The organism is Sphingobium sp., assembly GCA_035196065.1.
GTDB classification, from domain to species: Bacteria; Pseudomonadota; Alphaproteobacteria; order Sphingomonadales; family Sphingomonadaceae; genus Sphingorhabdus_B; species Sphingorhabdus_B rara.
On record CP136575.1, the window covers coordinates 976,845 to 1,002,778 of the forward strand.

Consider the following 25,934-nt stretch of genomic DNA (forward strand, 5'->3'; position numbering starts at 1 on the left):
CTGACATGCTTGCCCGTATCATCGGCTTTTCCATCCGCCAGCGCTGGTTCGTGCTTGCTGTCGTCGCGCTGCTTTGCGCGCTCGGCGTCTATAGCGCGACCCAGCTCCCCATCGACGCTGTTCCCGACATCACCAATGTTCAGGTGCAAATCAACACCGAGGCGGAGGGTTTTTCGCCGCTCGAAGCCGAGCAGCGCATTACCTTCCCCATAGAAACCGCGATCTCTGGCATCCCCAAGCTTTCCTATACCCGGTCGATTTCGCGGTATGGCTTGAGTCAGGTCACCGTCGTCTTCGAGGACGGCACCGATACCTATTTCGCGCGCCAACTCGTCAATGAGCGCATCCAGTCGGCGAAATCGCAACTGCCGCCGGGGATCGAACCGCAGCTTGGCCCGCTTGCGACGGGACTTGGCGAAATCTTCATGTATGCGGTCGAACCTAAACCCGGCGCGCGCAAACCTGATGGTTCGGAATATACGCCAAGCGATTTGCGCACATTGTCCGATTGGGTTGTGCGTCCTCAGATGAGGACAATTCCTGGCGTTGCCGAGGTCAACACAATCGGCGGCTATGCGCGGCAATATCATGTCACGCCCAACCCGCAGCAGCTCGCTTCGCTCAAATTGTCGCTAACAGATATTGTCGAGGCGCTTGAAGCTAATAACGCGAACAAAGGCGCGGGCTATGTCGAGCGTGCAGGCGAACAGATATTGATCCGTGTACCGGGTCAGGCAAAGGACGAAGCTGACCTTTCGCAGATAATCGTCGCGACGCGCGGCGGCGTGCCGATCCGCATTGGCGATGTTGCCGAAGTTGTGATCGGTTCCGAACTGCGCACCGGCGCGGCGACCGAGAATGGGCGCGAGATCGTGCTTGGCACGATTTTCATGCTCACCGGCGAGAACCCCCGCGTCGTGGCGCAAGCCGCCGCCGAACGGCTTCAACAGGCGACAAAATCGCTTCCAGCAGGTGTAGTCGCCCACCCGCTCTACGACCGTACCGAGTTGGTCGACCGCACCATCGCGACCGTCGAGAAAAATCTGGCCGAAGGTGCGTTGCTTGTCGTCGTCGTGCTGTTCCTGCTTTTGGGCAATATCCGCGCAGCGCTCATTACGGCAGCAGTTATCCCTGTCGCCATGCTGATGACGCTGACCGGCATGGTGCAGACACGGACCTCAGCCAATTTGATGAGCCTTGGCGCGCTCGACTTTGGTCTGATCGTCGATGGTGCGGTCATCATCGTCGAGAATTGCCTCCGACGATTGGGTGAGGCGCAGCACCGACTGGGGCGCTTGCTCGACCGTGATGAACGCTTCGGTTTGGTGGCAAGCGCCAGCGCCGAAGTGATGAAACCGAGCATTTTCGGCGTCATCATAATCACCGTCGTCTATCTGCCTATTTTTGCTTTGACAGGTATCGAAGGCAAAACCTTTCATCCGATGGCGATCACTGTCGTCATGGCACTCACCGCAGCCTTGCTTCTCGCGCTGACCCTCGTTCCCGCTGCCATCGCGCAGTTTGTGACAGGCCGGGTCGAGGAGAAAGAAAATCGCGTGATGAGTTGGCTCAACCGCCAGTACGCGCCTTTGCTCGATGCGACGATGAAGCGCGGCAAGCTGATTATCGGCGGCGCGGTCGCATTGGTCTTGCTTGCGGGCCTTGGTGCAACGCGATTGGGTTCGGAGTTTATCCCGAACCTAGATGAAGGCGATATCGCGATGCACGCTTTGCGCATTCCCGGCACAAGCCTGAGCCAGGCAATCAAGATGCAGGAAGCGCTTGAAAACCGCATTCGCAAATTCCCCGAGGTCGAAAGGGTGTTCGCCAAGATCGGCACCGCCGATGTGGCGACCGACCCGATGCCGCCTTCGGTTGCAGACAATTTCATCATGCTGAAAGACCGCGATGAGTGGCCCGACCCGCGCAAATCGCGTGACCAGCTTGTCGCCGAACTGAATGCAGCGGTGCAGCAAATTCCCGGCAACAATTACGAGTTCACGCAGCCGGTACAAATGCGGATGAACGAGCTGATCGCGGGTGTTCGTTCTGACGTTGCAGTCAAGCTGTTCGGTGACGATCTCGACCAGTTGCTCGAAAGCGGCGGCGCGGTGGAGGAAGTCGTTGAATCGGTCCCCGGTGCTGAGGACGTCAAGATCGAGCAAGTCACGGGACTGCCCGTTCTTGCTGTGACACCCAAACGCGACATGCTGGCACGCTACGGTATCAACATGAGCGATGTGCAGGATGCAGTGGCGACTGCAACCGGTGGGCGTGCCGCAGGGCAAGTGTTCGAAGGTGACCGCCGCTTCGATGTGGTCGTCCGGCTTCCCGAAGAACTGCGCAGCAACGTCGATGCGCTTGGCAGCTTGCCTATTCCCGTTGGCGGCGATGGCGCGGCAGGCTTTGTGCCGCTCGCGCAGATTGCTGACATCGAGCTTTCGGTCGGCCCAAACCAGATCAGCCGTGAAAATGGCAAACGCCGGGCAGTTATCACCGCCAACGTGCGCGGTCGCGATCTGGGGTCATTCATCGCCGAGCTGCGGACCAAGATTGATGCCGAGGTGACGCTGCCCGAAGGCTATTATGTCGAATATGGCGGGACGTTTGAACAGTTGCAGTCTGCTGCGACACGGCTCCAGATCGTCGTGCCTCTCGCATTGCTTCTGATTTTCGGACTGCTGTTCACGCTGTTCGCGTCTGCCAAAGACGCTGCCATCGTGTTTTCGGGTGTTCCGCTCGCGCTTACCGGCGGCGTAGCCGCTTTGGCGCTGCGCGACATTCCGATGTCGATTTCGGCAGGGATCGGCTTCATTGCGCTGTCAGGCGTTGCCGTGTTGAACGGCGTTGTCATGCTGTCTTTCATCAAGGACTTGCGCGAACGCGGGATGGATCTTGATGCTGCGATCCGTGAAGGCGCGTTGACCCGGCTGCGTCCGGTTTTGATGACCGCATTGGTCGCGTCATTGGGCTTTGTTCCAATGGCGCTAAATGTGGGGGCAGGGTCCGAAGTGCAACGACCGCTCGCCAGCGTAGTCATTGGCGGCATCATCTCTTCGACCATCCTGACGCTGATCGTGCTGCCCGCGCTCTACCGGCTGATTCATGGTCGTGAAGAGCGTCGCGCAATCGAATCTGAAACCCCTCCATCTTCAAATCTCGCGCAAGGAACAGCCTGATGAATCTTTTGATTGTCAGAAAGGCCCAAACCTCGCTGGCGTGGTGGGCTTTGTCGCTTGTTCTGTTCTTCGCGTTCGGAGCCACGGACGCCTTTGCGCACGGCGTTGCAGAGGGCGACCAAGGCTATGTGCAGGAAGTCAGCGGCGTCCAGTTCATGCCTTTCCTATATCTGGGCGCGAAGCATATGGTCACCGGATACGATCATTTGCTGTTCCTGTTCGGCGTCATATTCTTTCTTTACCGGCTTAAGGATATCGGCCTTTATGTAACGCTATTTGCGGTGGGCCATTCGACGACGATGCTGTTCGGCGTGCTGACTGGCATCAGCGCTAATGCTTATATCATCGACGCGATCATTGGCCTGTCGGTAGTCTATAAAGCACTCGACAATCTGGGCGCATACCGGCGCTGGTTCGGGGTGCAGCCGAATACCAAGGCTGCCACTCTGATCTTCGGTCTGTTCCACGGCTTCGGGCTGGCGACGAAGATTCAGGAGTTCGAATTGTCGCCAGACGGGCTGCTCACCAATCTGATTGCCTTCAACATCGGCGTCGAAATCGGCCAGTTGCTTGCGCTGTCGGCCATCCTCATCCTGATGGGCTATTGGCGCAAAAGCCGCAGCTTCGCGCGCCATGCCTTTGCGGTGAACGTGGTGCTGATGGGTGTCGGATTTTTGCTGGTGGGCTATCAGCTTACCGGACTGATTGTTGCTTAAGGAGCTAGACTGATGTTAAATTCCAAACTTCCCGATATGTCCGAGCTTCCGACGACGCGGCAGCTTGTCGGCTCGACCTTGTTAGCGATGGGCGGCGCGGCGGCGATCCTCGTGGCCGTCGTCATGCCGTCGGAATATGGCATCGACCCGACCGGGTTGGGCGGCGTTCTCGGCCTGACCGAAATGGGCGAAATCAAGACGCAGCTGGCCGAAGAAGCAGCCGCCGACCGGGCCGCCGATGACGGGACGATCACTGGCCCAGCCCAACCAACCCCGGTCATCCCCCAAGCAGCCGTTGCCGCTCGCAACGACACGATGACGGTCACGCTCGCGCCCGGTGAAGCCGCCGAAATAAAGGTCAGCGCGGCCAAAGGTGCCAGCATCAGCTTCGACTGGGCCGTCTCAGGCGGAAACGTGAATTACGACACGCATGGCGATCCGGTCGTCCGGCGCAAGGGCTTCTACCACGGCTATGGCAAGGGCAAGGCGTCGACCGGCGAAAAAGGCACGCTGGTCACCGCATTCGACGGCACACATGGCTGGTATTGGCGCAACCGCTCGGATGGGACGGTGACAGTCGTGCTGAAAACCACCGGTGCCTACACCGACATCAAACGGGTCGTCTGACAGATGATGGCGGCTCGCCGAGCCACCAAGTTCGATTGAAAAAGGAATGACGATGAAAAAATTGATCCTGATAGCTAGCCTAGCCGCTGCCGCCTGTTCGCCCGAACCCAGCACGCAGAAGCAAACCGTAACGGCCAATGACAATCCAGCCACCGCCGCATTCAAGGCCGCGAACGACCGGATGCACAAAGATATGACCATGACCTTCACAGGCAATGCCGATGCAGACTTCATGCGGGCCATGATCCCGCACCATGAGGGAGCTGTCGCGATGGCCAAAGTTGCGCTGGAGCACGGCAAGGACCCCGAGGTCCGCAAACTTGCCGAGGAGGTGATAAAAGCCCAGGAATCGGAAATCGCGATCATGCGGGGCTGGCTGGAGAAGAACGGAACGGATGCTGGCGAAACTGCAAAGCCCGATCATGCCAGCCACTGACCACGCCCTCCAAAACCCTGACGAGGGACATGCTGGACATAACCACGGCGCAGGGGCCAGCACCAAAAGGCTGGCTATCGCCTTGTCGCTTACCACCGTGTTTCTTGTTGCCGAATTGGTGGGCGCGTTTGTGTTCGACAGCCTCGCATTGCTTTCGGATGCGGCGCATATGTTCACTGATAGCGCCGCGCTTGCCATTGCGCTTGCTGCCGTAAAGATTGGCCAGCGCCCGCCCGACGACAAACGCACCTTTGGCTATCGCCGCTTTGAAATTCTCGCCGCCGCGTTCAACGCGATCCTGCTTTTTGCAGTCGCGGGCTACGTGTTGTTCGAGGGCATCACGCGCTTCTTTGATCCCCGACCGGTTGAATCGGTTGGAATGCTGATTGTCGCCACAATCGGACTTGTCGTGAACCTGATTTCAATGCGCGTTCTAGCAGGAGGGAAGGATGACAGTCTCAACGTCAAAGGGGCGTATCTCGAAGTCTGGGCCGACATGCTCGGCTCGCTGGGCGTCATCGCTGCGGCTGTTGCGATTTATCTCACCGGCTACAACTGGATCGACCCCATCGTCGCCATTGCCATTGGCCTGTGGGTGTTGCCGCGCACTTGGACCTTGCTGCGCGATACCACGCATATATTGCTGCAAGGCGTCCCGCGCGGGTTCGACTTGAATGCTATCCGCGCTGCGATGGGCGAGGTCGCTGGCGTGACTGGCGTTCACGATCTTCACCTTTGGTCAGTCGCGGGGGATGACGCCAGCCTGACCGCGCATGTCGCGGTGGCGGATGGCAGAGATGCCGAAGTCACGAGGCGGGCGGTGACCGAGATGCTTGAAGCGCGCTTCGACATCCACCACGCCACTATCCAAACCGAAATCGAACCGTGCGGGGACGAAGAGAGCTTGCACCGCTGACCAAAGCCGAAATTGGCTGACCGGTGGGCAACGAGCGACTTTTATTGTGTTCCGCCTGACCGCGCCAGCCATGTCCTTGATCGACGGACGTTTGGTCGCTTTGCACCGCCCTTGTGCGCGCAAGCAAAAAACCGGCGCGAGCGCCTACGGTTTCCATAAATGGAGCCTCCGTTTTTTGGCTTGCGCGCGGGCGGCGCGCGACCCTTCGATGTCCGTCAGGACATTTCGCCTGACGCGATCAGGAGAAGCACCATGCAGAATATCGCTGAATTTCACATCATCGGGCGCATCGGCAAGATTGACTCCGCCAAGGACGTCACCAACATTTCGGTCGCTGCCAACTACAACCGCCGCGACGGCGACGAGTGGAAGACCGACACCCACTGGAACCGCGTCACGCTCTTCGGCAAATTGCGCGACCGTCTCGCCAAAGCCGACACCGGCGATCTTGTCCGCATTACCGGACGCGTGCGGCAGTCGAGCTACGAAGCCGAGGGTCAGACCCGCTACACCGTCGATTTGCTCGCAGACGGCTTAGCCGTCCTTGCCAAGGCGAACGGCAAACCATCGGACCAAGAGCGCGACTAACGCATCGGGCGGTGGCCTCTGGTCACCGCCTTCACGCTCTTTTGCAATGCGGAAGGTGAGCAATTGGTTTACCGAATTAGCAAAAGGCTAAGCCTGACTTAGCGTTTTTCGAATTTTGTAAACCGGATGAAGGTCTAACCCATCATGTGTTTTCGGTCTCAGCTTCAAACGCACGTTTGCCTCTCCGCTTCCAAATCGCCAGCGCCTGCTCGCGATCCTCGCTGCGCAGCTTGACCGCGACTGTCAGGAATGCTCCGTAGAGAGTGGCGCGGTCATCGTCGGTCAATTCGATCAGCCCGGCCTTCGCGACAAGTCCGCCGAGTTCGATCAGTTGCTTCGTGCGTTCGCGTCTTTTGATCTGCCATTCGCGCATGTCGGTTCGTGCCTTTCGTGCCTCAAGCCGGTGCCGCGCTGCTGTCATCCGTGCGAGCGCCACCCGGCTGGCGTTCAGTTCCCGTGCCGCGTTTGCGCTCCGCCCCTTGAAAGAAGGCTGCCCCGCGTTTGCGCCAGCTCTCCTTTCGGGCTGCGTCGCGGTTTCCAACGATTTCGAGCAGTGCGCCCGCGAGCGTTTCGGCGTCCGTTGTGTCGCCTCCTGTGGCAATGACCAGTTCGCCAAGTTGCTGGACGCGGCGTTCTTTGAGTTGCTTTGCCCTTTCGGCAAGTGCCTTTAATTCCGAATCAATATCACGGGGTTTGCGCATCTTCTTTCTCCATTGAGAGTTGATGCACTCATCATAATATCGCGCTGCTCCTATTGCTGTAGAGTTGTCGAGACAGTCTGACACCACCTAGTCCCGAGCAGGATTTTATCGTGGGAGGGCGCGCTTATACGTCGTGCCGACGTGGCTTTGATGGCGTAGATGGATTGCCATCATGGCGATCTTCCATCTCTCGGTAAAAGTCATCAGCCGCGCCAGCGGGCGCAGTGCTGTTGCCGCGTCTGCCTATCGCGCAGGCGAACGGCTGCACGATGAGCGGCTCGACCGTGATCACGACTTCACTAACAAGGACGGCATTGTTCATTCCGAAGTGTTGCTGCCCGAGGATGCGCCGCCTGAGTTTGCCGACCGGGAAAAACTCTGGAACGCGGTCGAGGCAGCAGAGAAGCGAAAGGACGCGCAGCTTTCGCGCGAGGTCGAGTTCGCAATCCCGCGCGAGATGAACAAGAGCCAAGGCATTGCGCTGGCCCGCGACTTTGTGAAGACTGAGTTCGTCGACAAGGGCATGATTGCCGATCTCAACGTACATTGGGATATCGGCAAGGACGGGCTGGCCAAGCCGCACGCACATGTCATGCTCACCATGCGCGAAGTCGGAAAGGATGGGTTCGGCGCGAAGATGCGCGAGTGGAACAAGGCTGAGCTGGTCGAGCAATGGCGCGAGCGCTGGGCCGATCATGTCAATCAACGGCTCGCCGAACTCGACATCGACGCGCGCGTCGATCATCGCAGCCTTGAAGCGCAGGGTATCGACCTCGAACCGCAAGACAAGATCGGCCCGGCTGCCTCACGCATTGGCGGTCGCGGGCTTGAGGCCGAGCGCATCGAAGAACATCGCGCTATTGCACAGCGCAATGGCGAGCGGATCATCGCCAATCCGAACGTCGCGCTCGATGCCATCACGCACGGCCAAGCCACCTTCACGAACCGCGATCTTGCCGTGTTCGTGCACCGGCACAGCGACGGGAAGGAGCAGTTTGACCGGGTGCTCAGCGCGGTGCGCGGATCGCCCGACTTCATCGCTTTGGGAAAGGACGGGCGCGGTAATGACCGGTTCACGTCGCGGCAGATGATCGAGACCGAGCAGCGCCTTCAAAACGCCTCGGAGCTGATGGCGGCGCGCGAGCAGAACGATGTCGATGCGAACGGCAGGGACGGAGCGTTGGCAGACGCTGCTGCACGCGGGCTTGTACTATCCGGCGAGCAGCGCACGGCGTTCACGCATGTGACCGACAAAAGCGGCCTGAGCATTGTCGTTGGATATGCCGGGACCGGCAAGAGCGCGATGCTTGGCGTCGCGCGTGAGGCTTGGGAGAGTGCGGGCTACGCCGTTCGTGGTGCGGCACTGTCCGGCATCGCTGCCGAAGGACTGGAGCAAGGTTCGGGCATTGCCTCGCGCACCATTGCCAGCCTCGAACATCAATGGGGGCAGGGCCGCGAGCATCTGACTTCTCGCGATGTGCTCGTGATCGACGAAGCTGGCATGGTCGGCACGCGACAGATGGAACGCGTGCTGTCCCATGCCGCCGATACGGGCGCAAAAGTCGTGCTGGTCGGCGACCCGCAACAGTTGCAGGCCATCGAAGCTGGAGCGGCGTTCCGCGCTATCCACGAACGGCACGGCGGCGTCGAGATCAGCGAAGTGCGCCGCCAACATGACGGCTGGCAGCAAGACGCGACCCGGCACCTCGCCACCGGTCGAAATGGCCTCGCCATTCGTGCCTATGACGAAACCGGCATGGTCCATCCCGCCGAGACGCGGTTGGCCGCGCGCGAAGACTTGATTGATCGCTGGGATCGTGACCGGCAGGCCAGCACCGGTGATACACGGATCATCCTCACGCACACCAATGACGAGGTGCGCGAATTGAACGAAGCTGCGCGCGGTCGAATGCGCGCGAGCGGAGAGCTAGGTAACGATGTCACGTTGAAAGCCGAACGCGGCGAACGTGCGTTTGCTTCCGGCGACCGCATCATGTTCCTTCGCAACGAGCGCGGCCTTGGCGTGAAGAATGGTACGCTGGGCATCGTCGAGCAGGTGACCCCGCAGCGTATGGCGGTGCGTACCGACGATGGGCGCGCAGTAACGTTCGACACCAAAGATTATGCGCATGTCGATCACGGTTACGCCGCCACGATCCATAAGGCACAGGGCATGACCGTGGACCGGACGCACGTTCTCGCCACACCCGGCATGGACAGCCACGGTGCTTATGTTGCGCTATCCCGCCACCGCGAGCGCGTGGACCTGCACTATGGCCGCGACGACTTCGCAGATCAGTCGAAACTTGTTCGCACATTAAGCCGCGAGCGCGGCAAAGACATGGCGAGCGACTACAGCCCGGAACAGCGATTCGCCGAGCGGCGAGGGATCACCTTCCGTCAACGCATCATCGAGGTCGCGCGGCAGTTGCCCGAACGGGCGAAGTCAATATTCGCCAACTTCCGACCGCAAACGCAGAAGCTGGAACCGCTGCCAACCGAACAGGCCGACCTGTCGAACCAGCGCCGTGCGGTTGAACGCTTTGCCCGCGCCGCCGACGATATGGCGAAGATGCGCGAGCAGGGTTTGCCGGTCCTGCCTCATCAGCGGGATGCGCTGGAGAAGGCAGGGAAGTCGCTCGACGCGATCAGGCCCTACGCTGCCGCCGATCTTACCAGCGCCTTGCAGCGCCAGCCTGAGCTCACTCGCGAAGCAGCCGATGGCCGCAGCCAGGGCGCGATCCGTGCGATGCAGCTAGAAGCTGAAATCCGCGTCGATCCTGTGCAGCGCGCCGACCGCTTCGTCAACGACTGGCAGCGGCTAGGGCAGGCACGCGCTGTCATGCAGCAGAGCGGTAACGACAATGGCGCACGCGTTGTCGCGGGACGGATGGCCGATATGGCGAAAGGTCTGGAACGCGATCCACAGGTGGAATCGCTGTTGCGCAACCGGACGCGGGAACTCGGTCTCGGCAAGGATATCGGGCGCGACTTGTCCCGCGACCTTGCCGCGTCCGTGTCGTTCGAACGGACCCGCTCGATTGGAATGAGCCTTTAGGAGAAATAAAGTGGATAATGCCGATACCGAAGAAGTGATACTCGACATCGAGGCGGAGGCGGAGGCCGAGCCTCAGCCAAAACCCGCCACGGTCGAGAGCGACCCCGCTACCGAAGCGTTCGCAAGGCTTGAAGGTGAAATGGCCCTAATGCGGCGCGCGGTCCAGCATCTTGCCGCCGAGCGGGCGGACATCATTATCCCCGACTATGGGGCGACCCTGACGGAGATGACAAAGCGGCTCGAAGAGATGGTGGAAAATCTCGATTGCATCGAGGAACACCCGGCCATGCAGGTGACTCCCGATAGCTTTGGCAGGCGGGTCGAAGCCGCAGCAGAGGCGGCGCGGCGCGGCGATCAGGCGCGGATCAACGACGCATATAATGAGCTTCGGCAAGCGGCGCAGGATATGCGCGGTGTCACATCCCACGCCCGCAATAGTGTGGACCAGCGCCGCACGGTGTTTCAGGCGGTCGGAGGCGGAGTGCTGGGCGGCATCCTGCTTTGGTCGTTCCTTCCCGGAACCATCGCCCGTTCCGTACCGGAAAGCTGGCACTGGCCTGAGCGAATGGCAGCAAGGATGGTTGGCGAATCGACGCGCTGGAATGCAGGCACGCGGCTCATGCGGAGCGAAAGCCCTCAGGCTTTGAATGCGCTTGTGCAGGCCGCCGACATGCTGCGCGACAATCGGGATGCGATTGACGTTTGCAGGAAATCTGCCGCAACTTCGCGGCAACCGGTGCAATGCAAAGTCAAGATTCGCGCTGAGAGTGAGCCTCGCAATTGACGCCAAGCGGCCTATTGTCCGATTTTCGGCTCCACCAAGACCCAGCACGGCCCGGTCAGTCCCAATCAAAATGTGGGAACGAATGTGGGATCAATTTTGGAAGTTCCACGATTTATTGTTTAGAAACAACAACATAAACCGCTTGACTGGTGACCCCTACGGGAATCGAACCCGTGTTTCAGCCGTGAAAGGGCCGCGTCCTAACCGCTAGACGAAGGGGCCAGAGCACTGTCGTGCAAGGCGTTCCACCTGGTGACCCCTACGGGAATCGAACCCGTGTTTCAGCCGTGAAAGGGCCGCGTCCTAACCGCTAGACGAAGGGGCCGCCACCGATGGAGCCGCGCCTTTACGGATTCGCCTGTAGCTAGTCAAGGTCGGCATTTGTCCGGTAGGACTAATTTGCCAGCGCTATATCATCGATGTGCAATTCGGCCTTGGGCACCGACCCCCAGTCATCAACCTTTGCCCGACCGGCAAGCATATATTTCTGCCCGCGCTCGCCATGCAGCAGTCTTTGACCCAGTTCGGTTTCACCTTGCCGGAAAGCCATTGCCTTGAACGATGCCCCATCGTCGCCGGAGACAATTGCGCGGACATGATCCTTACCGACAATATCGCATTTGATGATCCGCACTGGGCCTGTAACAATGCGCGGTCCCGGCCAGCCTGTGCCATAAGGGCCTGCGCCGTCCATCGCTTCGATAAAGGCAGGCTGCAGGCCGCGCGGTGTAAGCAGTGCGTCGACAAGCAGCGATTTTTCCGCAGTGGCCCGCGCCACATCGCCCGCTAGCCTTTCATCAAGCCAGTCGGCTAGCCCGTCGACCATTGCCGCATCGATGGTCAACCCCGCCGCCATCGCATGTCCGCCACCCGCAACAAGCAGCCCTGCCTCACGCGCGGATATGATCGCCGCACCCAGATCGACCCCAGATACCGACCGTCCCGATCCCTTTCCGGTTCCGTCGGCATCGAGCGCGATGACGATTGCAGGCTTGCCGGTCTTTTCTTTGATCCTGCCCGCGACAATGCCAATCACGCCGGGATGCCAGCCCTCGCCGGAGACGAGTATGACCGAGCGGTTGTGCTGGCCGGCAAGCTGTAACTCGGCTGCCTCTTGCACGGCGGCTTCGATCGCGCGCCGTTCCTCGTTCAGCCGGTCGAGCTCCATCGCGATTTCGCGCGCCTCTTCCGGATCTTCGGTGGTCAGCAGGCGCACGCCCAAATCTGATTTGCCGACGCGGCCGCCGGCGTTGATCCGCGGGCCGAGAGCAAAGCCAAGGTCCGAACAGACCGGCGCACGGTTGAGACGCGCTGCCGCAGCAAGCGCGTTCAGCCCGATATTGCGCCGCGCCGCCATGACTTTCAGCCCCTGCGCGACAAAGGCGCGGTTGAGCCCTTTTAGTTGGGCAACATCGGCAACTGTACCCAGCGCAACGATATCGAGAAGATCGACGAGCCGTGGCTCTGCCCGTCCATCGAAGAAGCCGCGCCCGCGCAGTTCGCGGACAATAGCTGCCGCCAACAGGAAGGCGACACCGACCGCTGCCAGATGGCCATGTGCGGCGGCATCGTCAATTTCATCGAGCCGGTTCGGGTTTACCAGTGCAAAGGCCTGCGGCAATTCGACGGCGCATTTATGGTGATCGACAACGATCACCTCGATCTCCGCTGCCTTGGCTTGGGCCAGTGCATCATAGGCCATCGCCCCGCAATCGACCGTAACGATCAGCTTGCTGCCGCGCTCACCTAGGCGGACGAGCGCTTCCCCAGACGGGCCATATCCTTCGAGCAGGCGGTCGGGGATATAATAGTCGGCGGTGAGCCCTAATTGGCGGAATAGCCGGATTAGCAATGCTGCGCTGGTTGCGCCGTCAACGTCATAATCGCCGTAAACGGTGAGCGCTTCGCCAGATTCCACCGCGTCGGCCAGTCGAACCGCTGCCCGGTCCATGTCGCGAAAGATCGATGGGTCGGGCATAAAGGCACGCAACGTAGGGTTGCGCTGCCGTTCAAGATCGTCGCGCGCTACTCCGCGGCCCAGCAACAATTGGGTGACAAGGTCATCGGGCGTGAAATCGGGGTCGCGGGCGTCTGCGCCATGCGTCCGCCACAACCACTTCTGCCCCAATATCGAATTTTCTACGATGATCTCGCGCATAAGCCCCTGTTAGCGCGCGTGCATGCATCCCGGCAAGCACGCGTATCGACAGGGGCTATATGTGGTGCGATTTCGATCAGGCAGCAACCCGTTTGCGGACCGATTCTGCCTGCGCCATGATGTTCTTTACCAGATCGGCACATGTAGGAATGTCGTGGATCAGTGCCTGGCTCTGCCCGGTCGTCCAGATGCCGCCATCCAGTTCGCCATCGCGCAACACATTTTCGCGACCGCGCACACCAGCCATCAATTCCTTCACGTCAGCAAAGGTCTTGGTCGGGTCTTTCTGGATTTCTGCCACCTGTTCGGAAATGGCATTGCGCGCGACGCGGGCGGTGTTGCGCAAGGATCGGCCCACCAGAACGGTGTCCAACTCATTATTGTCAACGATCTGCTGTTTCACATTTTGGTGGATCTTCGCTTCCTGCGTGGCGCAGAAGCGCGTGCCCATATTCACGCCATCGGCCCCCAGTGCCAGTGCGGCGACAAGGCTACGGCCATCGGCCATCCCGCCACTTGCGATGATCGGCGTATTGGGCAGGGCGTCGACCGTTGCAGGCAACAAAACCACCAGGCCAACATCATCCTCGCCAGGGTGGCCGGCGCATTCGAATCCGTCGATGCTGATAACGTCGACACCCTTGTTTACTGCCGACACTGAATGGCGCACGCTGGTGCATTTATGGATCACCTTGACCCCATTTTCCTTGAAGCGGGGCAGGTGGTCTGTCGGTGCACGGCCCGCGGTCTCTACGATTTTGACGCCCGATGCGATGATCGCCTCGCGATAATCGTCATAGGGAATGGGGTTGATCGAAGGCAACAGGGTGAGGTTCACGCCGAACGGCTTGTCGGTCAGCTTGCGGGTTTTTTCGATTTCATCGAAAAGCGCCTGCCCGCTTTCGAACATATGCGCGGTGATAAAGCCCAGCGCTCCCGCATTGGCCACAGCCGCAACCAGTTCGCCATAGCCTACACCGGTCATCCCGCCCATAACGATAGGCGTTTCCACCCCAAACATTTCGGTGATGCGTGTCTTGATCGTCATTGTCGCTTTGATCCTCCAATAAAATTCATCCCGCCCTTGGTGCAGGGGCTTTGCGAAAAATGCAAATGCGAACATGCGCGTCCGCTCACAAAGGCGGAGCTAGCGCTAGATCGCTGCGCCAAAGGTCAGGGAAAAGCTCCGTGGCCGGTCACCCGGCTGGCTGGCAATGGGCCGCGCATAATCAAGACGCATCGTGCCACCGGGTGTCTTCATCGTGAGCCCGAAGCCGACCGACACGCGCGGCTTGGCCGAATTACCGGAAATGCTTTCGCCGGGCCGCAATGTGTGGCGATGCACGCCGAAAACCGAGCCTGCATCGACGAACAGGCTGGGCTGCAATCCGTAGCGATCGAATAGTCCGCCAACTGGGCCGGAAACCTCTGCGCGGGCGACATAGTAAGCGCGGCCGCCAATCGCGACATCCTGACCCGATGATGCCATTGCAGGTGACAGTTTTGGTCCGACCCCGCGCAGGTCAAAGCCCCGCAAGCTGGTATCGCCAGCATAAAAGCGATCAAACAATGGAACGGTGCGGCGATCGAGCGATGCCATGTAGCCACCTTCTGCATCCAGCATCAGCGTCCACCGATCCGAGATGCCGATATGTGCGTCGCCGCCGATGCGTGTGCGGGTGAAGGGTGCGCTGCCGCCAAGGCCTACATCCTGCCCCAACCTCAACCGGTAACCGCGCATGACAGGCTGGTTCTGGCTACGCCGGTCATAGGCGGCGGTCAGGCTGAGCAGCGAATTGGTCGTCCAGCCGATTTCATCACACAATACGCTACCTAGCGTCGGAGCGTCGCAGATCGCATTCTTGCCGCGCATTCGGAACATATCACGTGACAGACGATAGCTTGCGCTGGTTGACCAATGATCCCCAAATTTGCGGGACAGTTGAACAATGAGGCCATAGGCACTTTGCGAAAAGGGCGACGTGCGCAGATTCTGGCCAAAGCCCCGCGCGGTGGTCCGGTGCGCGAACAATTTGGGCGCGAATGCGAGGCTGGTACCCAGAAAATTGCCGTCGCCATAGCCAGCCTCGGCAATCTGCCGCAGTTGCGACCAACGGAAACTGGCGGCAAGTTCGCGGTTCATACCGCTGATATTCTGGCGCGAAATCTTTGTGCCGACACTGGCGCCTTCGACTGACGAATATCCCGCCGATAAGGTGATGCCGCCGCGCGACAACAGACTGTCTGGCGTGACATCATAGGCCCCATATTCAAGATCCCGATTGCCGCCTTCCACATCGGCTGCAGATTCGCCCGACAATTTGTCCGCCTCGGTCCCAATGGTTTCACTGCGCGGTAAGGTTGCTGACAATGTCGATTGCACTGGGCGTTCTGCACTGACCGATTGCGCGGCGCCAAAGAACAGATAGCCGCCAATCTTGTAAGTGCCAGCCTCGTTCAACGTGGCAGTATCGGGCAGGGGCACCACCTGTTTCGGCGCATCGACGGCGGCCCATTCAACTGCGCGCGCGCCGGCAGCAGCTGAGCTATGCGGACCGGGAAGGCTAAACCTATTACTGCCATTGTCGATTGCGAAAAACTCGTCGGCTGCCCAAGGCGCAAAGCTGCGTCCGCTAGCTGAGCGGCCGGACATGAGCGGTTCGAGCGCTGCGCCATTTCGCTGGACCGATGCAGTGAAATCGCCACGTGCCTCAATCAGCCTCTCTATCGCACCATGCGGTGGCAGATACTGATGACCACAAACGGCGGCCAGACCGATCGTCGCATTTTGAGCCAATTGGCTGACCCCGCTGACCAGTTCGGTGCAGCCTGGCACGATTACCCCACTTTCGCCTATTGTTCGCGGAAGGCGCGGTTGAAGCTGTCGACCATCGGCTGGAAAAGATAGCGCAGCAGCGAATTTGAACCGAGGTCGATAAAGACTTCGGCAGGCATTCCCGAAACTAGGTGGATATCCGGAAGTTCTTTCAACTCACTCGGTTCAATCTCTACCTTGACCTTGTAATAGAGCTGGTTGTTGGTCTCGTCGAAGGTCGCATCGGGGCTGACCTCGCGGACAACAGCACTTAGCCCGCGCAGTACGCGCGCCTTATAGGGCGTCAGTTTTACCTCGGCCTTCAGTCCGGGGCGGACTACATCTATATCCTCTGCGGCCAAGCGCGCTGCGATTACGATTTTCTCGTTCGACGGCACGATATCCAGAACCGGTTGTCCTTGCCCAATGACCCCGCCGGTGGTGATCAGGCGCAGATTAGCCACCCTGCCGCTGACCGGCGCGACAATCCTTGCGCGACTGCGAATATCTTCGCTGATCTTCAGTTTCTCGCGTGCCTCGGCGATCTGCATCTGCACGTCGCGCTGCTGGGTAGCGGCTTCCGTCGCCATCTGACCGCGTAAGAAGGTCATTTGCGCTTGCGTTTCATCGATGGTCTTGCCGATCCGGTCGAGATTATTCGAGAACTGTCCCTCTTGCCCGGCCGCCGCGGCGCGCTGGCGTTGCAATGTTAACAGCCGGGATTTGCGCTCAAGGCCTTCATCGACCAGCATGCCGACTGCCATTTCCTCATCCTCCAGCAGGCGTTTCTGATCGCCAAGCGCGGTGAGTTGGGCATTGGAGCTGCCTATCTCGGCGCGTGATTGGCCCAGTCGCTGACTCAGTACCTGGGTTTGTTGATAAAGGCTGCGTCGGCGTGCGTTGAACAAAGCATTTGATGCGGCGATTACCGATTTGACTTCGGGGTCGTCCGCCAGTGCAAGCAGCTCGGTCGGATAGCGTATGGTTGAAAGCCCCTGCCGTTCCGCAGTCAGTCGGGCATCCTGGGCCAGAAGGCCGTACAGTGCGCTGCGCACGGCATCATCGCGGGCCTCGGTCTGGGTTGTGTCAAGTTCGACGAGCAGTTGCCCCGCCTTGACCATCTGGCCTTCCTTGACCAGAAAACGGCGAACGATCCCGCCTTCAAGATGCTGCACAGTGCGCCGTCCACCGCCGGCCGCTTCCAATATGCCCGATGCTATCGCAGCGCTGTTCAGCGGCGCGGCCCAGCTCCAGAATGTAAACAAGGCGATAAAGGCACCGATAGCCAGGAAGGCAAATTTCAGTTGGCCTCCAATCCGTGGGGCGGCTGCGGGTGTCACTGAGCCATCGGCAAAGGCGGAAAAGTCGCCGCGCTCAAGACGCATCGGTGCGTTCATTGTCCCATGCCCTCCTTGTTGAACATGACGGGGCGCTGGTTGGCCGCTCCTGTGTTTGCAGTGGCGGCCTTGCTGCGCTGGCCATTGGGCGGCAATTTGCGGCCGGCCATATTGTCGATCACTTCGCGCGCCTCGCCGAATTTCACCAAGCGGCCATCCATCAGCATGGCAATCCTGTCCGCAAGTTGCAGGAGGTTCGCCCGGTGCGAAACGATGACCGTCGTCACCTTCATCGCCTTCAGCCGCTGGATGGTAAGGGCAAGGGCGGCATCGCCGCGCGCATCAAGGCTTGAGTTAGGCTCATCAAGAACCACCAGTCGCGGCGTTCCGAAAAGCGCGCGTGCAAGGCCGATGCGCTGCCTTTGTCCGCCCGATAACTGAAATCCGCCATCGGTCAGCATGCAATCATAGCCGCCTTCCAGTTGCAGGATCATTTCGTGACAATCGGCCAGTTTTGCGGCCGCAATCACATCTGCATCGCTCGCATCGACGCGAAAGCGCGCGATATTCTGGCGTACAGTGCCGGGTAACAACTCGATATCCTGCGGCAAATAGCCGACATGCTGCCCGAAATCGCTGCGCATCCATTCGAACGTGTCAGCCCCGTCGAGCCTGACATGTCCCGAATTGGGTTTGAGCACGCCAACCAGCATCCGCGAAAGTGTTGTCTTTCCAGAAGCCGACGGTCCGACAATAGCCAAGGTCGTGCCGGCATCCACGGCGAAGGTGACGGCCTTGAGGATCGCGCCCTTAACGCCAGGAACCATATAGGTCAGCGCTTCGACCGAAAGCTGTCCCGCAGGTTGCGGCAGCGACATTTCGGATGCACGGGGCAGGGGCAGATCGAAAAATTGCAGCAGGCGCTGAAAACTTTGCCGCGCGATGACAAACTGTTTCCAATAACTCATTGACGCTTCAATCGGAGCGAGCAGGCGTGCGGCGATGATCGAACCGGCGATCATCGCGCCGCCGGTCAGTTGATGGTCCAGCACGAGCAGTGTGCCATAGCCGAGCAGTGCAACCTGCACCGCGTTGCGGACGAATTTGGTTATGGCAACGACATTGGCCGAGAAATTCTGTGACTTGTCGGTGGCTTCACTCTCGCTGAAAAAGCGTTGCGCCCAATGGCCCACCGTTTGCTTGGCCATCCCCATCGCGTCGATGACTTCGCTATTGCGGACCAGACATTCGGCATATTGCATGTTGCGCGCCGATTGGATCTGTGCGTCCTGTATATCGGCGCGTGTAGCCCGTTCATTATACCAAGTCAGGCCGAACAGGATTAGCGCGCCAACGCCGGAGATGATTCCGAACGCGGGATGGAGCAGGAATACGACGATAAGGTATAGCGGCACCCAGAGCATATCGACGACGCTAAAAAGCGTCGGCGAAGCGAGAAAGCTCTTCACCTGCGAAAGTTCGCGTAAGGCCTCCAGCCGGGCATTGGGCGATGCAACTTTCTGTTCGAGTGATCGGATCAGCAGTTCGGGGCCGATCTTCTGTGCAAGCCATGTTCCGAGGCGGTTGGCGACATTCTGTCGCACCGCTTCGAGTACACCTGCCAGAAGAATGGCCATCCCGATCGCAAGCGTCAGGAACATCAGCGTATCCTGGCTTCGGCTCGACATTACCCGGTCGAACAATTGCATCATGTAGAGCGACATAGCGAGTGCCGCGAGATTGCTGATCATCGAGAAAAAGACGAGCAGAAGCGCGACTTTCTTATGGGGTCTTAGGCTTTCCTTCAACAGGTTGGTCTTGCCTGCTACCTGAGGGGAAGCGCGATTGAGCACAGCGGCCATGGCATCACTCTCCTGTCGTCGGCTCGGTCGTGCCGTGCAGCGGCAGAACCAGACCGGAAATGAGCCCGGCAAGCTCCATCTGCCGGTGTACCCCAAGCTTTGCGCGGACGCGTTTGAGGTAGGTTCGCGCGGTTTCTTCCGACAGGCCGCAATCAGTTGCGGCGTCGCAGAGGCTGCTTGCCTTTAGGAAATGGCCCAGAAAGCGCTGTTCCGATGGCAGAAGCCCTAATGCTTCGAGCAATTGTGATGGCGCATCCATCCGTCCGGGCGCGAGAATGAAGAGCAGCGCGCAGCGGGCCGCCGCCGCGCCTGATCGGGAGGTGGCCGAGAGCACATAGGCAAGCCGCCATTCGCCATTACCATCGTCGAGACGATAGACATTCTCGATCGGTGCGTCGGGTTCGGCGGCAGCCGCGTTCCGGATGCTGTCCCGCAGCTTGCGCGCCTGTTTCGGGTTGGTGCAGCTGATCGATCCGTCTGCTGACCGGATCAGCCATTTGCGCTCCTGAAGCGAGGCTCTGGCGGCGCTATTCATGAAGATCGGCTGACTTTCTGCGGAGAGCATCATCATCGACAGCGATACACGGTCAAACATTGCTTCCAGTCTGTTTGAGCGGAGTGCTTGTTCGGCAAGTTGTGCGCCGCGTGCGGCGGAATCGGCCAGCAGGGGCAGGATCAGCTGCAGCGATGCAAGCTCGTTTGCGTTAAAGCGGTCGAGCCCATATTTGCGCAAATATATTGCCTGAACGCAGGTCGCGTTGTGCCGTTGCTGCGCCGCGACACCATGTTCATATCCGGCAAGCAGGGCGGAAACAGGCCCTGCATCATGCCGCGCCGGATCATTGCGCCATCTGCAATCTTCGTTCTGGAACGGAACTGCAGTTCGATCACCCATGCGCGACCAGAGTTTTTCAGAAAAATGCAATAACTGCCTTGTGACCCCAGGGTCATTTCGAACCGGGTCAAAACCAATCAGAAAGGCGTGCCGTTTAGGTGGCGACCCGGCAAGCACGACAGACAGTATTGCCGCAGCCACATTGTGCTGGGCGAGAAATTCGTGCCAGACCTTTCGGGTTGCAGACGGAACGTCAAGCGCGCTTTCCGATGCAAATGCGGCCGGGCAGCTCTGATCGCCGCTATCATCGATAGGGTAGGAGAAGAAACTCCTCGACTCTGCATTTTCTTGTGTCGCGTAGTCCATGTTGATCGACATCTTGGCCCCCAGGGAAACCGAATATAGAAGAATTTAAATCTCTATATATTCAGGAAAAACTCGCGACCATTCATGTCATAAGAATCGTCTTGAAGTAGGGTTCAAAACGAGTCTCTTTCAAGGCTCATTTATTTTTATTAAAGCATCGAAGGTATTGTAGAATTAATACGGAGTAACTCTACATTTGCGTTCAAGTTCCAATGGATTCGAACGAGCTATTGTTCTATTTCGATTCGGCTTCGAGAGTCTATTATCCCCTTGGACATATCCGTTAGGGTAATGTTAACTCTCAAGCGCAGGCTGTATTCGTAAAAGAAAAAGACGGGCTCCCTCCCGCGCCCTTTGGTTGCGCAGACAGGAGTGTCAAAAGTGCAGAGAAAATTGCAGTTATTTGAAGGCGTATCGCTCCTTGCCGCCATTTGTGCCGGCTCGGCTATCGCAGTTGCGCCTGCATGGGGCCAAACACCGGGCAGCGTCACTGCGCCGCACGGGACGATGGAATCGCTTGCGCGCCATGTCGTTGCAACCCATCCCGAAATCGAGGCCCAGCGCCAGCAGATCCGGATCACCAAGGCGCGGCAGCAGGCAGCAGAGGCCGGCTATTTGCCGACAATTGCAGCCAATGGTATCGTGCAAAAGCGCGAGATTGACGTGAAAGGCGGTGGCAAGGGCGATGCCAGTTTCGTCGCCGGCCAAGCATCGGTCGAGGCGCGCGTGCGCTTTTACGATGGCGATCGCACCTATAACGCTGTTCAGGCGGCAAAGGCCGAAGTCGAATCAGCGCAGGCTGTACTTGAAGCGACCACGTCTGACATATTGCTTGAACTTCTGTCTTCCGCCGCGGATGTGCAACTTGATCGGAAGGTACGCCAGTTTTCGGAAATGCAGAGCGAGGCGATCGCAGAGCAACTGCGGTCGGTAGGGCGCAGGCTTGAATTTGGCGAGTCGACCCGCACCGACGAAAATCTGGCCAAGGCCCGATTGGCATCGGCGCAGGCAGGGATATTGGCGGCAACCGAACAATTAAACGTCAACGGATATCGCTTTCGGGCCGTGAGCGGCCAATCTGCCACCGCCGTTCCGCCGCTGCCCACGCTGGCGAATGTGCCGGCGTCATTGGCAGCGGCGCAAGCGATAGCGCTTGAAAACAGCCCGCGACTGCGCGCTGCGCGGTTCAATGTCGAAGCGGCGAGCAAAGGCGTCAATCTTGCAGCGGGCGCGCTCTTGCCGCAAGTTGATGCGGTTGGCGGATATGAATATCTGACTGGCGGCGTTGCCAACCTTTTTACTGGAAAGTTGCCCGATGACCGGTCCGCGCTCTATGGCGGGATCGAAGTGCGCGTCCCGATATTCCAGCCGCGCGACTTTGCCGAAATCCGCCGGTCACGTGCAATCCGGGATCAGCGTCTTGCACAAACCGGTGTTGGATTGCGGACAATAAACGAGGAGGTCTCCTCGAGCTGGACGCGCTGGCAATCGGCGAAAAGCACGATCGAGGCTGCCGAACAGGCTGTCACTGCCATCGAAAAGGCGGCGGAGGGCATTCGTAAGGAATCGATCGAGGGCAACCGCACACTGTCCGACGTGCTTGATGCGCAAAATGAATTGCTGGCTGCGCGGATCACGCTTGAGCGCTCAATACGAAATGAATTTGCCGCACGTGCCGGCCTGCTCGCGGCGATGGGCAGTTTGACAGTCGACGCGATCCGTCCTGGTGGCATGGGCATCAACAACGGTGCAAACAGCCCCGGCAGGTCGGTGCTGGGCGCATTGCCTGCTATTGCTTCCCCGCAAGCTGAAGCCGTTCAGGGTGATGCGCGTCCGGGCGTATCTGCGTTGGGCGCAAGGCGACCGACGCCGGTTGCCATTGCCCTTCCACAAACGCCGAATGCGGTTGTCGACACGCGGCCGCCGACCTCCCGTCTCGGGCGTTAGAGTATCTGACGGGCAAGTTCTTTTTCGAATTTAAATATTTATAATTCAGAATGTTATTCGGTAAGTGGCGCTGTGTCACCGTGCCAAATCAGGACATCGATAAAAACTGATTTCATGTCCCCATGCAGGGATATTCGGCGACTCGCCTCCGGCATATCCAGACCCCGTGGCTTCGAGCAATCGCGGCCATTGGAGTGTCTTCCGATCGACCCTTTGGCGGCACTTCATGCGACCCCAATAATGAAAAGGATAGCGAAATGCCTACTGTAACTCCTTCAAGCGCACCGAATACGCCCAAGGCGGCGGTGTCGCGTGGACAGGTGCTTGGCACCAATGCCGTCGACTTTATCGATCTCAATTCGATCACTTCGACCGCAACTCTGCCGTACAATGCGCGCGGCAATGGCGGTGACGATACCGTCTATGGCAACAACTTCGACAACGACCTGTACGGCGATGCCGGTAATGACGCCGTGATTGGCCGTTCGGGCAATGACCGCATTGATGGCGGCGTTGGCAATGACACGCTGATCGGCGACCAGGCTTCGTTCGTCGTCGTCGGACCGGGCAATGTCGTTTACACCGGCATCGACAATGGCGGAGTTGACGGCAATGATACGCTGCTCGGTGGTCTCGGCAATGACACAGCCTGGGGCGGTGGCGGCAATGATTTCATTCGCGGCGATGCCGGGAATGATACGTTGAACGGCCAGTCGGGTGACGACCGTATCGAAGGCGGCACCGGAACCGACACCATTGATGGCGGATCTGGGCAAGACAATCTGTTCGGCGGCGCCGATGCGGATAACATCTCGGGCGGAACCGGTGACGATTATATCGACGCAGGCACCAACACGGTCGGAATCGATTTCGTCAATGCTGGCGACGGCAACGACGTTGTATTTGGCGACGGCGGCCCCGGCCGCAATGCAGATCCCGACTACGCCTATAACCAGAGCGGTTATGATCCGAGCCTCGGTCAGGCGGACAATCTGTTCGGTGGCGACGGCGATGACCAGATGTTCGGCCAGGGTGGAAATGACTTCCTCGATGGCTGGACTGGCGACGATCTCCTCTGGGGCGATGACGGCAATGACACCCTTTGGGGCTTCACCGGTAATGATGCGATTGACGGCGGAGCTGGGAATGACCAGCTGCTCGGCGAAGACGGCGACGACGAACTGAGTGGTGATACCGGCAACGATTTCATCCGCGGTGGTGCTGGCCTCGACTTCGTTCAGGGCGGTGCCGACAATGATGATATTGGCGGTGGTGCTGATGACGATACGCTCAACGGCAATGACGGCGACGATCTTGTCAACGGCGACGCCGGCAATGACACGATCTGGGGCGAAAGCGGCAACGACTTGCTCAACGGCGGCGACGGCGACGATGTCATCCGTGGCAATGGCGATCCCTTCTTCGATCCCTCGGATCCTTCGACCTTCGACGATGACACGATCAATGGCGGCAACGGCAATGACACGGTCAATGGCGACGAAGGCAATGACGTCATCAATGGCGATGCCGGTGACGACACGCTTTCGGGCGATGACGGGGACGACCTGATCTCGGGTGGCCTCGGCAATGACAATATCTCTGGCGGCAACGGCAATGATACTGTCAGCGGCAATGAAGGTAATGATGTCATCAATGGCAATAGCGGCAATGACAATCTGTCCGGCAATGACGGCGACGATTATATCCTTGGCGGCCTTGGCAACGACACGATCAACGGCAATGCCGGCAATGATGTGCTTGTTGGCGAATTCGGCAGCGATTCGATGTTCGGCGGTGATGGCAATGACTTCATGTCTGGTGACGGTCAGTTCGATGGCCTCGGCGTGCCTGGTGGTGGCAACGACTTCATGTCGGGCGGCAACGGCAATGACTTCATGCAAGGTGGCTTTGGCACCGACACGATGAATGGCGATGCTGGCAATGATACGATGTTCGGCGATACCGGTAACGACACCATGAACGGCGGCGTCGGCGACGATTATATCGAAGGCGAACAGGGCAACGACACCATCACCGGAGGTGAAGGCAATGACCATATGTCGGGTGGAACCGGGCGGGACTTCTTCCGCTTTGACTCGACTGACTCATCGCCGGGCTTTGGCGATGACGTAATCGGTGCTCCCGGATTCCTGGGATCGGGACGCGACTTCAACCTCGCCAACCGCGATACGCTGGTGTTCGATGTTGACGCAGGCTTTGATCCGACAGCCGACATCACTGTGCTGACCGGCGACTGGGACGGCCAAGGCGATGCCCTTGACGTCTTGGTCTTCACTGCGGCAGGTTCGGTCATCATCGAGGATTTCTGGGAGGGTGCTTCGGCTCCGATCGAAGCGCTCGCAGCTGCCGGTGCCTATGATTCGGTTGCTGCGATGAACACCTACAGCCAGGGTAACGCCTCGTACGACATGATCACGTTCGTCTGAGGAAATGCTTCGTACGGGGAAGACATTCCTCGACGGACCTCTGCAAGACTTGGGGGAGCGGGCCGCGGCCCGCTCCCTTTTTTAATGTCCTCGTCATGCCCGCTTTGCGTTAAGGTCGGGTTACCTTCCGGGTGATCCTTTGACGAATTTGCTAGGCCGCCTCACGCCGCTGGCCGGGCATCGGTATTACCCCCTTCAGATGTCCCCATAGGGGAATGTCGGCACGTCCCGATTCATATCAGTTTGCAATTCATGCCGACGCGAAAAGATCGGCAGATCCGAAAACCGAACGCAAAGCAGAGTAAAAATGCAGGACAAATTTGCCATAGGCCCCGTGACAATTGTCCAGCTTGTGGGGTTAAACACCAAGCCCCGCATCGCGTCAGCTCAGGTTGACGCAGCCGTGCGCGCCGCCGACCCTCTACCCCCAACCACGTTGGCGGCCGCCGGCATTGGCTCTGAAATTGAAGTAAAGATTGGCGACACTGTCGTCACCCCGTTCAACATAAAGGCCCCGCCCATGTTGAGCCTGACTGCGCCTGATATGCACAGCGCGATCGCATTTGAAGGCGCAGTTGACAGGCCGGTTTCGAACGAAGGTGATGCAAGCCCGCAGGTCAATTTCCCCGACAATTTGCCGTCAAATATCGACATTGCGGCCTTGATCGCGACATTGCGCAACGGCGGTTCGCCAAGCGCGCCGGCGCCTTCGACGCCGCCGGTGGCTGAGGCGCTGGACAAGATTGTGCCGATCAACGACCCTGCGCCGACAAATTCAGTTGCCGATGTTCCGCCTCCTATGGTGTCGGATGCGGCGCCTGTCGTTCCTATTGCCAGCGATGTGGAGGGAGACTCGATCGATCTGGATGCGATCTTCGACGGCGCCTCGGCTTTTGGCGACGATATGATTCTAGATTTTGAGGCCTATTACGCGGAGGCTGGCGTTGCCGCACTGCCGCCCTCTGCCGAAGCCGTAGGTGCTGCAGAGGCGCAGGTTCTGCTGGATCAGCAAGATATCTTCACGGTCGATCTTGGCGGATATTACATCATCGATGCAGCCGGGCTGCTGTCACCTGAACCGCATAATCTGGGGTCGAATAACTTCGAAGCGCCCCAGCATCAACTTTCCGCCCATGACGGCATCGTAGCAATCTGAGCCTGT

At 59.1% G+C, this 25,934-nt stretch carries 19 protein-coding genes and 2 tRNA genes; 11 read left to right on the top strand and 10 right to left on the bottom strand.

Going from position 1 to position 25,934, the window contains the following annotated elements; translation table 11 throughout:
- Positions 1–5 precede the first annotated feature (5 nt).
- The 6 genes from RSE16_04720 to RSE16_04745 all read left to right on the top strand — a co-directional run bounded on the left by RSE16_04720 (position 6) and on the right by RSE16_04745 (position 6,462).
- Entirely contained in the window at positions 6–3,179 is a 3,174-nt protein-coding gene (locus RSE16_04720; GenBank protein WRH76776.1) for a CusA/CzcA family heavy metal efflux RND transporter, read from the top strand.
- On the top strand, positions 3,179–3,895 hold the full coding sequence (locus RSE16_04725) for a HupE/UreJ family protein (GenBank protein ID WRH76777.1): 717 nt from the start codon (positions 3,179–3,181) through the stop codon (positions 3,893–3,895). Before RSE16_04720 ends, RSE16_04725 begins: the two co-directional genes overlap by 1 nt.
- 12 nt (positions 3,896–3,907) lie before the next feature.
- The gene (locus tag RSE16_04730) at positions 3,908–4,522 is read left to right on the top strand and encodes a transmembrane anchor protein (GenBank protein ID WRH76778.1); all 615 of its coding nucleotides are present in this window, start codon (positions 3,908–3,910) and stop codon (positions 4,520–4,522) included.
- A 52-nt stretch (positions 4,523–4,574) separates the two neighbouring features.
- A complete protein-coding gene (locus RSE16_04735) occupies positions 4,575–4,958 on the top strand; it encodes a DUF305 domain-containing protein (GenBank protein ID WRH76779.1) in 384 nt (127 codons plus the stop codon).
- Positions 4,945–5,874, top strand: a complete 930-nt coding sequence (locus RSE16_04740) for a cation diffusion facilitator family transporter (GenBank protein WRH76780.1) — start codon at positions 4,945–4,947, stop codon at positions 5,872–5,874. The genes RSE16_04735 and RSE16_04740 overlap by 14 nt, the downstream gene beginning before the upstream one ends.
- Positions 5,875–6,126: 252 nt before the next feature.
- Complete coding sequence (locus tag RSE16_04745; protein WRH76781.1) at positions 6,127–6,462, top strand: single-stranded DNA-binding protein; 336 nt, start codon at positions 6,127–6,129, stop codon at positions 6,460–6,462.
- Between the two features lie 142 nt (positions 6,463–6,604).
- Here RSE16_04745 and RSE16_04750 read toward each other — a convergent pair whose 3' ends face one another.
- Both RSE16_04750 and RSE16_04755 read right to left on the bottom strand, forming a co-directional pair.
- Positions 6,605–6,835 carry a conjugal transfer protein TraD gene (locus RSE16_04750; GenBank protein WRH77299.1) on the bottom strand — a complete coding sequence of 77 codons (231 nt, stop codon included), beginning with the start codon at positions 6,833–6,835 and terminating at the stop codon, positions 6,605–6,607.
- A 22-nt stretch (positions 6,836–6,857) separates the two neighbouring features.
- Positions 6,858–7,163 carry a conjugal transfer protein TraD gene (locus tag RSE16_04755; GenBank protein ID WRH76782.1) on the bottom strand — a complete coding sequence of 102 codons (306 nt, stop codon included), beginning with the start codon at positions 7,161–7,163 and terminating at the stop codon, positions 6,858–6,860.
- A gap of 172 nt (positions 7,164–7,335) precedes the next feature.
- Here RSE16_04755 and traA point away from each other — a divergent pair, with 172 nt between their 5' ends.
- Together traA and RSE16_04765 are read left to right on the top strand one after the other, a co-directional pair.
- A complete protein-coding gene (gene traA, locus RSE16_04760; GenBank protein ID WRH76783.1) occupies positions 7,336–10,221 on the top strand; it encodes a Ti-type conjugative transfer relaxase TraA in 2,886 nt (961 codons plus the stop codon).
- Between the two features lie 10 nt (positions 10,222–10,231).
- Entirely contained in the window at positions 10,232–11,005 is a 774-nt protein-coding gene (locus RSE16_04765) for a DUF6118 family protein (GenBank protein ID WRH76784.1), read from the top strand.
- 147 nt (positions 11,006–11,152) lie between these two features.
- On the opposite strand, the gene RSE16_04770 is transcribed toward RSE16_04765, so the two are convergent.
- From RSE16_04770 to RSE16_04805, 8 genes are all read right to left on the bottom strand, one after another.
- Positions 11,153–11,227: transfer RNA gene (locus tag RSE16_04770), tRNA-Glu, on the bottom strand.
- A gap of 28 nt (positions 11,228–11,255) precedes the next feature.
- Positions 11,256–11,330: transfer RNA gene (locus RSE16_04775), tRNA-Glu, on the bottom strand.
- A gap of 69 nt (positions 11,331–11,399) precedes the next feature.
- Positions 11,400–13,163: a single-stranded-DNA-specific exonuclease RecJ gene (gene recJ, locus RSE16_04780; protein ID WRH76785.1), complete on the bottom strand. Its 1,764-nt coding sequence runs from the start codon at positions 13,161–13,163 to the stop codon at positions 11,400–11,402.
- Positions 13,164–13,239: 76 nt separating this feature from the next.
- Positions 13,240–14,211 (bottom strand): nitronate monooxygenase family protein, encoded by a 972-nt coding sequence (locus RSE16_04785; GenBank protein WRH76786.1) that lies wholly within the window; start codon positions 14,209–14,211, stop codon positions 13,240–13,242.
- Positions 14,212–14,316: 105 nt separating this feature from the next.
- Positions 14,317–15,999, bottom strand: a complete 1,683-nt coding sequence (locus RSE16_04790; GenBank protein WRH76787.1) for a BamA/TamA family outer membrane protein — start codon at positions 15,997–15,999, stop codon at positions 14,317–14,319.
- Positions 16,000–16,016: 17 nt separating this feature from the next.
- Complete coding sequence (locus tag RSE16_04795) at positions 16,017–17,375, bottom strand: HlyD family type I secretion periplasmic adaptor subunit (protein WRH76788.1); 1,359 nt, start codon at positions 17,373–17,375, stop codon at positions 16,017–16,019.
- A complete protein-coding gene (locus RSE16_04800; protein WRH76789.1) occupies positions 17,372–19,177 on the bottom strand; it encodes a type I secretion system permease/ATPase in 1,806 nt (601 codons plus the stop codon). Before RSE16_04800 ends, RSE16_04795 begins: the two co-directional genes overlap by 4 nt.
- Positions 19,178–19,181: 4 nt before the next feature.
- Positions 19,182–20,390, bottom strand: coding sequence for a sigma-70 region 4 domain-containing protein (locus RSE16_04805; protein WRH76790.1), 1,209 nt, complete (start codon positions 20,388–20,390; stop codon positions 19,182–19,184).
- A gap of 369 nt (positions 20,391–20,759) precedes the next feature.
- Between RSE16_04805 and RSE16_04810 the strand changes: the two genes are divergently transcribed.
- The 3 genes from RSE16_04810 (at position 20,760) to RSE16_04820 (ending at position 25,928) form a co-directional block, all read left to right on the top strand.
- Complete coding sequence (locus tag RSE16_04810; protein ID WRH76791.1) at positions 20,760–22,325, top strand: TolC family protein; 1,566 nt, start codon at positions 20,760–20,762, stop codon at positions 22,323–22,325.
- 257 nt (positions 22,326–22,582) lie between these two features.
- The gene (locus RSE16_04815) at positions 22,583–24,772 is read left to right on the top strand and encodes a calcium-binding protein (GenBank protein WRH76792.1); all 2,190 of its coding nucleotides are present in this window, start codon (positions 22,583–22,585) and stop codon (positions 24,770–24,772) included.
- A gap of 307 nt (positions 24,773–25,079) precedes the next feature.
- Positions 25,080–25,928, top strand: a complete 849-nt coding sequence (locus tag RSE16_04820; GenBank protein WRH76793.1) for a hypothetical protein — start codon at positions 25,080–25,082, stop codon at positions 25,926–25,928.
- The last annotated feature ends 6 nt before the right edge of the window (positions 25,929–25,934 follow it).

Coding starts and splice junctions, on each gene's coding strand:
- RSE16_04720 (WRH76776.1), top strand. CDS start 6: ATGCTTGCCCGTATCATCGGCTTTTCCATCCGCCAGCGCTGGTTCGTG.
- RSE16_04725 (WRH76777.1), top strand. CDS start 3,179: ATGAATCTTTTGATTGTCAGAAAGGCCCAAACCTCGCTGGCGTGGTGG.
- RSE16_04730 (WRH76778.1), top strand. CDS start 3,908: ATGTTAAATTCCAAACTTCCCGATATGTCCGAGCTTCCGACGACGCGG.
- RSE16_04735 (WRH76779.1), top strand. CDS start 4,575: ATGAAAAAATTGATCCTGATAGCTAGCCTAGCCGCTGCCGCCTGTTCG.
- RSE16_04740 (WRH76780.1), top strand. CDS start 4,945: ATGCCAGCCACTGACCACGCCCTCCAAAACCCTGACGAGGGACATGCT.
- RSE16_04745 (WRH76781.1), top strand. CDS start 6,127: ATGCAGAATATCGCTGAATTTCACATCATCGGGCGCATCGGCAAGATT.
- RSE16_04750 (WRH77299.1), bottom strand. CDS start 6,835: ATGCGCGAATGGCAGATCAAAAGACGCGAACGCACGAAGCAACTGATC.
- RSE16_04755 (WRH76782.1), bottom strand. CDS start 7,163: ATGCGCAAACCCCGTGATATTGATTCGGAATTAAAGGCACTTGCCGAA.
- traA (WRH76783.1), top strand. CDS start 7,336: ATGGCGATCTTCCATCTCTCGGTAAAAGTCATCAGCCGCGCCAGCGGG.
- recJ (WRH76785.1), bottom strand. CDS start 13,163: ATGCGCGAGATCATCGTAGAAAATTCGATATTGGGGCAGAAGTGGTTG.
- RSE16_04785 (WRH76786.1), bottom strand. CDS start 14,211: ATGACGATCAAGACACGCATCACCGAAATGTTTGGGGTGGAAACGCCT.
- RSE16_04795 (WRH76788.1), bottom strand. CDS start 17,375: ATGAACGCACCGATGCGTCTTGAGCGCGGCGACTTTTCCGCCTTTGCC.
- RSE16_04800 (WRH76789.1), bottom strand. CDS start 19,177: ATGGCCGCTGTGCTCAATCGCGCTTCCCCTCAGGTAGCAGGCAAGACC.
- RSE16_04805 (WRH76790.1), bottom strand. CDS start 20,390: ATGTCGATCAACATGGACTACGCGACACAAGAAAATGCAGAGTCGAGG.
- RSE16_04815 (WRH76792.1), top strand. CDS start 22,583: ATGCCTACTGTAACTCCTTCAAGCGCACCGAATACGCCCAAGGCGGCG.
- RSE16_04820 (WRH76793.1), top strand. CDS start 25,080: ATGCAGGACAAATTTGCCATAGGCCCCGTGACAATTGTCCAGCTTGTG.